Origin of the sequence: Mariniradius sediminis (assembly GCF_021491425.1) — a bacterium.
Classification (GTDB): Bacteria; Bacteroidota; Bacteroidia; order Cytophagales; family Cyclobacteriaceae; genus Mariniradius; species Mariniradius saccharolyticus.
On sequence record NZ_JAKEVZ010000004.1, the window covers coordinates 250,276 to 261,998 of the forward strand.

Below are 11,723 nucleotides of genomic sequence, written 5' to 3' on the forward strand. Positions count from 1 at the left end.
TATTGTAGTTGAGATTAGTAAAACATGAAGAAGGATGCCTGGAAGCTCAGCCAATCGTAGACCTCGGATTCAAAACTGCTCTTGATAGCAGGGCCGGGGCTTGCCCAGGAAAATAGGCCTAGGAATAGGAAGTTTCCCTTCAGGAAGTAGCGGTAGGTCGTGGTAAACTCATGGCCGTAATTTTTTTCGGTCAGGTTCGCGATCGGAGCGAGTGAGCCAAGATTGCTGAACGAATCCGCCTTGAGGAAAAAGTAGTCGAAACTCAGGTCCATGTTCTTTTTCAGGTATCCTTTGACCTCGACCCGGTGGGTTATCAGGTTGCCGTCGCCTATGATCTTCCGGAAATTGATCCCCTGTACCCAGTTGCCGAGGCCACCGGTTTGAAGTGCGTCGAATCTTTCAAACCTTGAGGTACTTGGGTCATCTCCCTTCATGAACGCATATCTGTAATAGAAAGAAGGGCTGAACTTCCAGGCTTTTTTGAGCAAACCTCCGCCGAGATACCAAGCATTGGAAACCATGTCGGCATTGGAGTGCCATTGGTAAGCGAATTCTGATTTAATGAATATCCCTTTGCCCGCGATATTATTGATCCACACCTTTGGATTGAGGGTTTGCAGGCCCTCCAAGGGGATTCTTCCGTTTGGTGTCGCATATGAGGACTTGGAGGACTGAATGGAAATGTGGTGCAGTCCGAGGTCGAGGTGTTTATTGTCGTTGAAAAGGACACCTCCTCCGAGAAAGCGCGTGTTGGTTTGCCTATCTTTAAACAATTCCTGCGGTTCCAGGAAAAAGGCAGAGAAGTTGAACTTTTTCCAATGGACCTTTCCCCAAGCGGTCATTTGGTAGGCTGTCCGGGAATTCAAGTACAGGCTTCCCCTTTCACCCGCATTGGCAGAGCCCGAAAAGCGCGAGAAAAGAAAGCCGTCATTGAGTTGGAAAAATTGCCGACCCGCGGAGATGTCAATTGAAAGATTCCTGTTTTTTCCGAGCTGTGGGATTAAAACGCCTGCATACAGGCGTTCAAACGCGCCGTAGATTGCCGTACCTTCAGAATAAATGTCGTTTGTATTTCTTGCCGAAATCAGGAAAGAGGCAGCTCCGTATGGGTATATTTTGGATTTCCCTATTTGGGTGATGCCTCCGATACCTGGCTCCAAAAACGTTTCTCCCCAAAACCTTGGGCCCCGTACGGCGGCATTGTCAGCGACTGGATTTCCTTGGGTAAATTCAGGGCCTTTTGAAAAGAAGGCATTTTGGTCATGATAAAAACCAAAAGCACCGTTGAGGATCAATGCAAGCTTGCTTCGGTCTGTTTCCAAAAGGACCGGAAACCGCGTTTCTTTTTTGGACGGGAGGGTTTCCTTTATCTCGCCGGGACCGAGAAACACAGCAGAAATGACAAGTACGACGGGTCCGGAGATTTCGGGTGTGTAGACTTTGTAACTGGCTGACTTGATTTGGGGCTGGCGGAGAAAGGCACTGACCGCTAAATCGGCCGTCATTTCCCTAAAGACGCCTCCCGGCTGCAGTTTGAAATTGTCATAGAGGGCCTGCAATTCCGCTGAGTCAGCAAGGTATTGCTTGCCCTCCTTTTCCAACAAAATCACCACAGATCGTATTGGAGAGCCCTCGACCGTATTGGGGACCACTTCTACGCCAAAAATCTGACTGACTTGAGCTACGCCTTCATGGCGTTTTGAGAACAGCAGTACCAATAGGAGAAAAATCCAGTAAATGTTTCTCATAAGCGAATAGCAAAAAACTGTGGGAATGCACAAGCATTCCCACCGGTTTCGATTGTTTAGTCTTTTTTGGTTGGCATCTTACTCTTATAAGTTCCACCGCCGTCAATCCGCAGATCGATTCCCGTGATCCATTGTGCGGCATCACTCATCAAAAACATCATCCCATAGGCGATTTCAATAGGCGCTCCCCTGCGCTTCATCACAAACATATCTGAAAGTGCTTTGAGCATTTCGGGGGTATAGCCAGCGGCGAGCGTACTGTCTCCGTTATCTACAGAACCAATGAGTACCGTGTTGAAACGGACTTTTGGACCTGAGACGACGGCCATGCTCCTGACCATATTCATCAAACCAGCCTTGGCTGTGCTGTATTCAATAAACTCTGGCGAGGGAGTCACCCCAACCATAGAACCTGAGAAAACCACGGAGGCATTTGGTTCTTTTTCCAAGTGTGGCATGCAAAGTTTGGTGAGGTTATAAGCACCTACCGTGTTGAGCAGGTAGGATTTGACCATTTTGTCGGTATCGGAGCCCCAAATCGGTGTATTGGCTCCCCAGCCGACGTTGTTGATCAATCCTGAGATTTTGCCGAAGGTGTCCAAGGTTGCCTTCACGAGTTTTTCAAGGTCTGCCTCGTTTGTGGCGTCGGTTTTGATTCCAAGCGTTTTTTTGCCGGATTCCTTTTCAATCGCTGCGGCGACTTGTTTTGCTCCCTCTTCATTGAGATCGGAGATGACGACGTTTGCTCCCAAGGATGCGAAGAGATGTCCTGCGGCACTACCTATCGCTCCAGCCGCGCCTGTGATGATGATTACCTTTCCCTCAAAGGAGAACAATTTTTCGATAGCTGACATGATGGTAAGTTTTATAGATTGAGTTTAGTCCAAGGTTTGAATACCGCCGCCATTGACGAAAATGACCTGTCCGCTGACCCATTCTGAAACTGGTGCGGCGAAATACAGGACGGTACCCGCGATGTCTTCCACTTCTCCAAGTCGCTTGATGGGGGTATGGGTGAGCATTTTTGCCTCGATTTCGGGAGTCAAAACGGAGGCAAGCGCAGCTGTTTTGGTAGCGCCCGGGCCAACGGCATTGACTCTGATGCCGTCGATACCGTAATCCATGGCAAGGTTGGCGGTCATGTGGTTCATCGCAGCTTTTGAGGATGCGTACGCGCTCATATTGGGGCTTTTATTGATGCTGGCCATAGATGTGATATTGATGATGGATCCATATTTCCCATCCTTCATGTGCGGCGCACAGAGTTGGGAAAGGCGCCATGCCGAATAGACGTTGAGCTTGAAGCGCCAAGCGAAGTCATCCACTGTAATGTTGCGGGGATTTTCACGGCCACCGCCGCCGCCACCGGCATTGTTGACTAGGATATGGACTCCCCCGAGCTCCTTGACTGTCCTGTCGACCAAATTCACCAAATGGCTATCTTCCGTGACGTTACATTCGACCGCAATGGCCTTAGCTCCCGAAGCGGCGATTTCATCCGCTACGGCCTGCGCATCTGCGAGTTTGAGATCGCTGACAGCCACCGATGCGCCAGCCTGCGCAAGGATCAATGCACATGCTTTTCCAATGCCATTGCCGCCACCGGTGACTATGGCAACCTTGCCTTTTAATGAGAAAAATTGATTGAATTCCATGGTCTTGTCTGTTGATTTTCCATGATGCGAATTTATTATTTTCACATATTAAAAAAAATAATTTTTTTATTTTAATCAAAGTGAATCTTTACCTATCCAAATATTTTGATATGGTTGAGGCCCCATAGTAGGGAAGGACAATCGAAGCCTTAAATTGAAAAGTTACACCTTGTAAGTGGGGCACGCGTTTGCCAATTGGTCATGAAAAAAGGTGAACCTAACGGTAGGGATTATTCAGACGAACCGCGAAAAATTCACTTCAAGTTTGCCTATATTGGACTTTGAAATTGAAACCAAAGCTTGAGCAGATGAAGCAGATTTGGTGGTTTGGCTTTTTATGTCTTCTCTTTTTTTCTTTTGAGGCAAAGCCCCAAAAGGCGGATGCTTGGACGGGAAAGCCTGAATTGACGTTTTCCGGATTTTTGGACGTTTTTTACGTCTATGATTTTGCAAGACCTGATGGTCCTTCAAGGCAACCTTTCTTTTACAACCATAACAGGCACAATGAATTCAACCTGAACCTTGGCTTTATCCAATGGAATGTTTCAAATGCCAAATACCGGGCAAATCTTGCGCTCCAATCGGGGACTTATCCCAATGACAACTACGCCGATGAACCAGGATTGCTCAAGGCGGTATTGGAAGCCAATGTAGGTATATCCCTTAATGCCAATAACAGCCTATGGCTGGACATGGGAATCATGCCTTCCCATATTGGATTCGAAAGCGCCATTTCGATGGATAATCCTACCTTGACCCGCTCAATCTTGGCGGAAAATTCGCCATACTTTATGGCCGGTGCAAAGTTGGGGTATCAGCCAAATGAAAAGTGGTATCTGGCTGGCTTGATCCTAAATGGCTGGCAGCGAATTCAGCGCTTGCCCGGGAATTCCATTCCCTCCTTTGGGAGCCAAGTGACTTTTACACCGACTGAGGGAATGACTTTCAATTGGAGTACTTTCGTTGGTACAAACGACCCCGATAGCACACGTAGAATGAGGTATTTCAATAACATCTTCGGGAAGTTTCAATTATCGGAGAAACTAGCTCTTACAGCCGGATTTGACCTTGGCTTGCAGCAATCGCAGAAGGGCAGTAGTAGCCTTGACCCATGGTTTAGTCCCGTTGTTATTGCCCAATATAAGATCCAACCCCATTGGCGAACGGCGATCAGGGCCGAATTTTATCAGGACCGCACAGGGATCATGATTCCGACCGAAACAGCAAACGGTTTCCAAACCTTAGGAATCTCGGGAACTTTGGACTTCCTGCCAACGGACGCCATCATGCTAAGGACGGAAGCAAGATGGCTGAATAGCCAAGATCGGATCTTCGAAAGTCCAAATGGAAATACGAGCACCAACTTTTTTGTAGGTGTTTCGCTGGCAGCTAGATTCAATAAGACATGGGCGGATTGAAAACGGGAGGACGCATGTCCGAGCTCCCGACTTTTCCATTGACTTTTTGGCCTTTCGGCTTGAACCTGTTAGACATTAGCCCTTGGCAGGAGTCCACATCGGACCGATTGCAACAAACATGATTAGCGTATTGAAAAACACGTTGGCGGCATTCCCGGAAGCTACCGAACCTGCACTGTCCAACACAAACCAAAATAGAATGCCAACCAGCACTGTTTTTCTGACTTCCTCAGGAGCTTTGTCATATACCCAGGTAGAAAGACACCAAACGGTCGCTCCCCAGCCCAGCAGAAATCCTCCAGTAAGTGCTGAAAGAAAGCGTGTGGTAGGAGCCTCGAAATCCTGGGCACCGTCTATGGGCCATCCAAGTAGGTCCATTGTCAGGCGGGCAGCTTCGGAGGTTGCTTGCATTGTTCCAAAAAAGAATACCGGTCCAAAAAGGCCGATTGCAATGGCTGTGATTTTCAACCAAGCTTTGTGCGTTTTTTTACTTGCCATGGTGGAATATGGGTTAAAGAGGTTTTTTTCGAAATTACCTCCCTACATCCATATCCTTTAGACTAAACGGTACAATAAGTTGGTCTAAAACTGTGCGGACAGTTTTTTCAGGTTGGCGAAATAACTGGACAGCCATGCCATCGAAAAGTTTTCCGGGGTCATCTGCAGGAAAAAGTTTTCCAGTGCAAGTTCAAAAATACTCTGGAGTTGGTTTTTTCCGAGTTTCGGATTGAGTTCCCTTACCCAAAGCAGGAAGATGGCATCTCCCACAAGTTGGTCGGTTTTGGAAATCGTATTCGCAAATACGGCATTGTCTCGGTGTATGCGCAGTTGGCGACTGAAAAGCAAATCGATCCGATGCTCGCATAGGATATTGAGGAGTTCGGGCTCGATGGATTTGGCAAGGGATTCCTTTTGGGATAGGATTTTGGCTTGGACGAGATGGTGTTCCAAAAGCAGCGCCATCAGTATTTCCATATCCGCGAAATGGTGATAGAATGAGGATTTGCTTACGCCAACCAATTGCGAAAGCCCATCGATCTTCATCCCTTTCCAGCCCTGCAATGCAAACTGCTCATAGGCGATCGCTATCCATTTCTGTTTTTGGGACGATTGAGCCATAGTTTGGTGTTTTTTCAAATTTACGGATCCAACCCAGATCCATTTGTTCAGTTTTTCGAAAAAGTGCATTCAGCTGTTTGGGATTTGCGATCCCGAACCCTTTTGATCGGCAATCCAAAGTCCGCTTCTTAGGCTAAAAATTAGCCATCAGACTGAGTATAAAATTCCTTCCCGGAGCGGCTATACCTGAGCTGTAGGTTCGATATCGGACGTCTGTAAGATTTTCAAAACCCAGGCTGGTCGATAGCAGGTTGTTGATTTTCCAGTACCCTTTTAAGTTAATCGTAGCCCAAGAAGGGCTGTACGGGTTGCCATTGGTATCGACGGCATAGAGTTCGGGTTTCCCGCGTTCTTCGAGGGGGAGTTGTCCAAAGCTGAATCCTCCCGAATAATCCGAGTACAGCATCAACCACCAGTTTTCTTTCTTGAATTCAAGCCTCGTTTGCCCGAAGGTGGGCGGCGCATGCCTGGATGGGCTTTTTTCCCCGTTTTCCATTTCCTCAGTGCCTTTCTGGATATTGAGGCGGCTGGTAAGGCTGAATTCCCTGGTGAATTTGATCTCTACCGCCGCCTGTAAGCCGATAATTTGGACAAACGCCGCATTTTGCAAAGCCAATACTTTGCTCAGCTCCCCGTCATACAGGATACTATCCTGCCCGCCTAACTGAAAGGAGCGGCGTACCAAAGCATCATCCAAATAAGTATAGTATCCGGTCAAGTCGAGCATGATTCGGTCGCCTATGACCTTTCCGACATTGGCTTCCAAGTTGTAGGCATACTCTGGCAAAAGGTCAGGATTGGGTACCATGACCGTGCCCGGTTCGGAGTCGAAAAACTTTCCGATATCGTCCACATTGGGCGAACGAAATCCCGTGGAGGCGTTGAGGTGCATCGTCCAGGAATTCCCGGGGGTCCAAACCCAACCCGTGCTGAATGTGGTGGCTGCATTCCTGTTTTCGCTCGTCACAAAGGGCAGCGGATAGAAGCCGACATTGTTGGAAAAGTCAGCATACAGCCTGAAGTAATTGTACCGCAAGCCTGCCTGCAGCAGCGATTGTGGCGAAATGCGATGCTGGTATGTTCCATAGGCCGCGTAGGAACTCCATTCGGAATTTGGATACCTAGCAGGTCCCTGCTCCGTGATGCCTGAGTCGATATTTTCATCGCTTCCCGTGGAATGCACATCATTGCGGACCCATTCCAGACCATAGAAGAGTTTTCCCTTGTTGCCAAAACCTTTGGTTAGGTCCATATTGACCGAGTAGGCATCGACCTTTTCCGTCCGGGTTCTTCGGATTGGGTCGTTGAAATTGCGGTCGATCCTGCTTTCCTCAAACTTCTGGTATGCCAGGTTGACCGAGAGCTCGTCGTACCATTTTCCGTTGCCGACGTGTCGGGCACGCAGGTGGTTCATCATCCAGATTTGGGGGCCGTATTTCCATTCTGCACTTCGGGGTTGACCATTTGGACGGAATCGAATCAGTCGGTCATACCGGCTGTAGGGGCTGGTTTCTGAAAAGTGGAAGGCGTATTGCAGATCCCAGCGTTCAGACGGCTTGAACCGGAGTTTCTGCATCAGATTGATTTGGTCATAGCCCGAAGGGACCTGTAGGAGTGGATTTGTGTTTTCTACCAATACATCTTTGTCCCCGATTCGCTCGACATAGTTTGGCCTCAAAAACTCTTCCGGCCCCCGGGTTCCCATCCTTAAATCCCCAAAATCATGGCGACTAAAACTGCTTACTCCCGACCAGTTTTTTCCCCCGTAGCTCAGATGCGCATGTCCGGTTTTCTCCTTGTTGGCCGTGGTGCCGCGAAGGGTAACATTTCCTGTGACAGACGCTTGCTTGCTCCGGTCAACGAACTCTGCCGCGAGCGTTTGGAAGCTCATAACCGCCCCGATTGCATCGCTGCCATAAATGATGGATCCGGGACCGAAAAAGACTTCTGTGCTTTGTGTGGCGAATGGATCCAGGGAAATCACATTTTGGAGGTTGCCGCTGCGGAATATCGCGGTATTCATCCTCACGCCGTCGACGGTATAAAGAAGCCTATTGGTTGAGAATCCACGGATCATGGGGCTTCCGCCACCCTGTTGGCTTTTTTGGATAAAAACTTCCCCAGAAGTCCCCAACAGGTCAGCGGCTGTTTGCGGATTGAATATCTTTCTTTCTTCGGCAGAAATTACCGTGATCTTGGAGGGGATTTCGCTTCGATTCTGGTTCCAGCGGGTCGCAGAGACAACGGATTCTTGAAGGGAAAATAATAGCGGATTCAACCTTACTTCGAATCCCATCGCCGCTAGCTCTTCATAACTTTTCACCAATTCTGTATATCCAAAGGCATGGATGTGGATTTTGTCAAATCCTTTCCATCCGCTTATGTCGGCTTTGCCGGAAGCGCTGGTAATCAATTGGGATTTGGATTTTGGGTGGAAAATAAGCGCGGATTCGAGGGGAAGCTTGGTATCCGAAGCCAGTACAATGAGTTGTTGGGCAGACGAATACTGCCATAGTCCTGCAACGAAAAGAAAAAAGAGTAAAGATAAACGCAACACAGCCCGGATTTGTAGTAGCTAATTGGGCCCGAAAAATAGCGAAGTTTGCCTTAATCCAACGATCGGAATTTTTGGAAAGGCACAAAGTCCTGTTGGAAGCGGAAAAAGTCTGAAAACCAAAATACCTGCAGCATAGACCGCAGGTATTTTTAGGGATAATTGATTGCTGTCCGCTTAGTTGATGGAATCCAATTCGACGTTGAGGTCGACCATCTCAGGGGCGATTTCCAGCAGGTCAGGCGCCTGTTCGGACGAAACGACGCCGCGGGCGATGAGTTCTGCGATCATATCCATTTGCCTCGCCATGTCCAATCCATTTTTGTGGCCTTCCTGAAACTGCTTCAACAAGTCCTCATCGCCTATGGCGGCATATCGCGCCTTGCGTGCTTCCTGGAGTCTGGCGTTTTTCTGCTCGATCAGGTCATCGACGCGCTTTTGGAACGCGTCCTCCATTTTCTGCAAATATTCCTCAGCCACCGTAGTCCCATAAAAAGGTGCTTTGTCGAGATCTAATACTTCTTGGCTTCCATCTTGGTGAATGACGGTCACGTGGGTACTGTCTTGGTCCATGATGAATTTGTCACCGGTATCTACGTCAGTGACCGCGTCACCTTCGAATACAAATCTTTCCTCTGGAGCTTTTTCTGTCTTGCAGGCCCAAAGCAGTCCTGCGGTAAGCATAATTGCGATCGTTTTTTTCATGTTGTTGATTATTTAGTAAAGTGTTTTGTTGTTCATATTTTTCCATTCCATAAAAACTTCCATGGCTGCCGGTTCGAAGATATGCTCAAATGCAATTTTCCTTTTATCGGTTGGAAGTTCGATTTCACCATAAATAAACTGGTCGTCGAAACCAATCGAAGCGGCGTCTGATTTGGTATTGGCAAAGTAGACCTTTTCGGGTCTTGCCCAGTATATCGCTCCCAGACACATGGGACAAGGTTCGCAGGAAGCGTAGATTTCGCAGCCATCCAACTGGAAGGTGCCCAAATTCCTACAGGCATCCCGAATCGCTACCACCTCGGCATGGGCGGTGGGATCGTTGGTCAGCAACACTTCGTTGGAACCTTGGCCGACCACTTCTCCATCCTTGACAACTACACAGCCGAATGGTCCGCCTTTGCCGTTTTTTATTCCATTTCTGCTTAGGTCAATGGCCATTTGCATGAAGTATTTCGGGTCTTTTTTCATTAAGAAACAAAGTATTTTGGCTCGGAATCCTCAATTAAGGCAACGTTGCAAACGACGAAAAGTTCAGAACTTAAGTTGGAAAATCAAAAGCCAGTGCACTCAAAATGGTAAATAATTTGGAAAAGTTGGCAGAAAACAATCAGAAATGATTCCAAGTCAAATGTATCTCAGCTCATCCAACGAGACAAAAAATTCATAAAGGGTTCTTTGTAATTGTCGCTGACGGTGATATGGGCGTCACCGATATTCACGACGTTTCGGGAGACCGAATCGATATGGTTGAGATTGATGATGTAGGAGCGATGGACACGCATGAAATCCTGCTGTGGCAGCATGTCTTCCATGGCTTTCATACTGGTGAGGGAAAGCAGGGGATTTGGTTTGTTGGTCAAGTGAACCTTGACATAGTCTTTGTAGGCTTCCACGTAGGCGATGTCTTTTACCATCACTTTCACCAACTGGTATTCCACTTTCAGGAAAATATAATCGTGATTTTTCTCCAGATCCGGGATCGATTCAGCAGGTTTTTGAAGTTTTTCGAAGTATTGGTATGCTTTGGTGGCGGCTTTTAGGAATTCCTCATAGCTGAAGGGCTTGAGTAAATAGTCCAAGGCATCTACTTTGTAGCCTTCGATGGCGAACTGATTGTAGGCCGTGGTGAAGATGATGCGTGGTTTTTGACCCGAGTTCTTGCCGTCAAGTATCCTGGCGAGTTCCATCCCTGAGAGGTCCGGCATTTGGATATCAAGGAAAACGAGGTCCGTCTGGTTTTGGTTGAGATAGCCCAACGCTTGGATTGCGTTATCGAACTTGGCTTCCAATTGCAGAAAGGACGTTTGGGAGATGAATTTCGACACCAAGTCGAGCGCAAGAGGCTCATCATCTACCGCAACACACCGGAGTTTCATTTCAGTTGGATGCTTAGGTTTACCTTGTATTGGTTTCGGGTATTTTCGCTATCAATACCCAAGGAATATTTGCTGGGATAGAGCAAGTCCAGCCGCCGCTTGGTATTGGTTAGCCCGATGCCGCTGGCATTTCCTTCCGGCGTATTCTCGGAAGCCTTGAATTTATGGTTTTCGGTAAATAGTTTGAGCTCGTTTCCTTTTTTGTCGATAAAGACCTTGATGAAGCTGTCCTGCTGTGAACTGATGCCATGTTTGAAGCAGTTTTCGATAAAAGGAAGCAAAAGCATAGGTGCGATTTCGACTTCATCTACCTTTTCGGGAATATTGATATCCAGGTGCACCCGACTGGAAAGCCGCAGCTTCATCAATTCGACATAATCCCGGATAAAATCCAGCTCCTTACTTAGTAACGTATGGTTCTTCTCTGTTTCATAAAGCACATAACGCATCATCCGGCTGAGCTTCAGCAGGGCAGTTTTGGCTTTTTCAACATCAATATTGGTCAGCGAATAGATATTGTTGAGTGTATTAAAAAAGAAATGCGGATTGATCTGCGCCTTAAGGTAGGAGAGCTCAGCATTGATCTTCTGCTGCTCAAACTCGAGGCGTACTTTTTCGTCAGCCTGCCATTTCTGAACGGTAGCAATCGAGGTGCTGATACCCACGGACATGCTGAACACGAAGAAGTTTGTCACATCCCAATACCAGTTTCTAGGCTTGTCGACGTGCGGTGTATTTGGTCTAAAAACCTCATGCATGACTGCTGACATGTTGAAATACTCGTCGAATCCCACCAAAAGAAGCACAAAGGAAATCCCTGCCAATGTATTGACGATAAAGAACATGGGGATGCGATTTGTGAAAAGAAACCTTGGAACGAGTACAAAAAAATTGAAATAGAAGGCGATCAGAAGCAAAAAAAACGTGAGGGCCTGCTTGCTCCACCAAATTCCCGGCATCTCCATTTCCATGGAAAGCGGCCTCAGCAGGAATACAAATGACCCGAACAAAGCCCAACCCAATATATGGATAAAGACGGGGAAATTTTTCTTAATGGGTGAACCTGACATGGTTATGCGGTTGATTCGATCTCAAAAGAATACAAAAAATTGGCCATTTGCCAAAAC

Annotated in this window: 11 protein-coding genes; 1 reads left to right on the plus strand and 10 read right to left on the minus strand. The window is 47.5% G+C overall.

What is annotated here, in order from left to right; genetic code table 11:
• Positions 1-14: 14 nt before the first annotated feature.
• The 3 genes from L0U89_RS07165 to L0U89_RS07175 are packed head-to-tail and all read right to left on the minus strand — an operon-like array spanning position 15 to position 3,403.
• Positions 15-1,748 carry an alginate export family protein gene (locus L0U89_RS07165; RefSeq protein ID WP_234860902.1) on the minus strand — a complete coding sequence of 578 codons (1,734 nt, stop codon included), beginning with the start codon at positions 1,746-1,748 and terminating at the stop codon, positions 15-17.
• A gap of 56 nt (positions 1,749-1,804) precedes the next feature.
• Complete coding sequence (locus L0U89_RS07170) at positions 1,805-2,602, minus strand: SDR family oxidoreductase (RefSeq protein ID WP_008625181.1); 798 nt, start codon at positions 2,600-2,602, stop codon at positions 1,805-1,807.
• A gap of 24 nt (positions 2,603-2,626) precedes the next feature.
• Entirely contained in the window at positions 2,627-3,403 is a 777-nt protein-coding gene (locus L0U89_RS07175; protein ID WP_234860903.1) for a glucose 1-dehydrogenase, read from the minus strand.
• A 308-nt stretch (positions 3,404-3,711) separates the two neighbouring features.
• Here L0U89_RS07175 and L0U89_RS07180 point away from each other — a divergent pair, with 308 nt between their 5' ends.
• A complete protein-coding gene (locus L0U89_RS07180; RefSeq protein WP_234860904.1) occupies positions 3,712-4,821 on the plus strand; it encodes a porin in 1,110 nt (369 codons plus the stop codon).
• 75 nt (positions 4,822-4,896) lie between these two features.
• Here L0U89_RS07180 and L0U89_RS07185 read toward each other — a convergent pair whose 3' ends face one another.
• The 7 genes from L0U89_RS07185 to L0U89_RS07215 all read right to left on the minus strand — a co-directional run bounded on the left by L0U89_RS07185 (position 4,897) and on the right by L0U89_RS07215 (position 11,666).
• Entirely contained in the window at positions 4,897-5,319 is a 423-nt protein-coding gene (locus L0U89_RS07185; protein ID WP_234860905.1) for a hypothetical protein, read from the minus strand.
• Positions 5,320-5,403: 84 nt separating this feature from the next.
• The gene (locus L0U89_RS07190) at positions 5,404-5,940 is read right to left on the minus strand and encodes a TetR/AcrR family transcriptional regulator (protein WP_234860906.1); all 537 of its coding nucleotides are present in this window, start codon (positions 5,938-5,940) and stop codon (positions 5,404-5,406) included.
• A 133-nt stretch (positions 5,941-6,073) separates the two neighbouring features.
• On the minus strand, positions 6,074-8,497 hold the full coding sequence (locus L0U89_RS07195) for a TonB-dependent receptor plug domain-containing protein (RefSeq protein WP_234860907.1): 2,424 nt from the start codon (positions 8,495-8,497) through the stop codon (positions 6,074-6,076).
• A gap of 174 nt (positions 8,498-8,671) precedes the next feature.
• Complete coding sequence (locus L0U89_RS07200; RefSeq protein WP_234860908.1) at positions 8,672-9,199, minus strand: hypothetical protein; 528 nt, start codon at positions 9,197-9,199, stop codon at positions 8,672-8,674.
• Positions 9,200-9,211: 12 nt separating this feature from the next.
• A complete protein-coding gene (locus L0U89_RS07205; RefSeq protein WP_234860909.1) occupies positions 9,212-9,688 on the minus strand; it encodes a nucleoside deaminase in 477 nt (158 codons plus the stop codon).
• A 167-nt stretch (positions 9,689-9,855) separates the two neighbouring features.
• A complete protein-coding gene (locus L0U89_RS07210; protein ID WP_234860910.1) occupies positions 9,856-10,596 on the minus strand; it encodes a LytR/AlgR family response regulator transcription factor in 741 nt (246 codons plus the stop codon).
• Positions 10,593-11,666 carry a sensor histidine kinase gene (locus L0U89_RS07215; RefSeq protein ID WP_234860911.1) on the minus strand — a complete coding sequence of 358 codons (1,074 nt, stop codon included), beginning with the start codon at positions 11,664-11,666 and terminating at the stop codon, positions 10,593-10,595. Before L0U89_RS07215 ends, L0U89_RS07210 begins: the two co-directional genes overlap by 4 nt.
• Positions 11,667-11,723 lie beyond the last annotated feature (57 nt).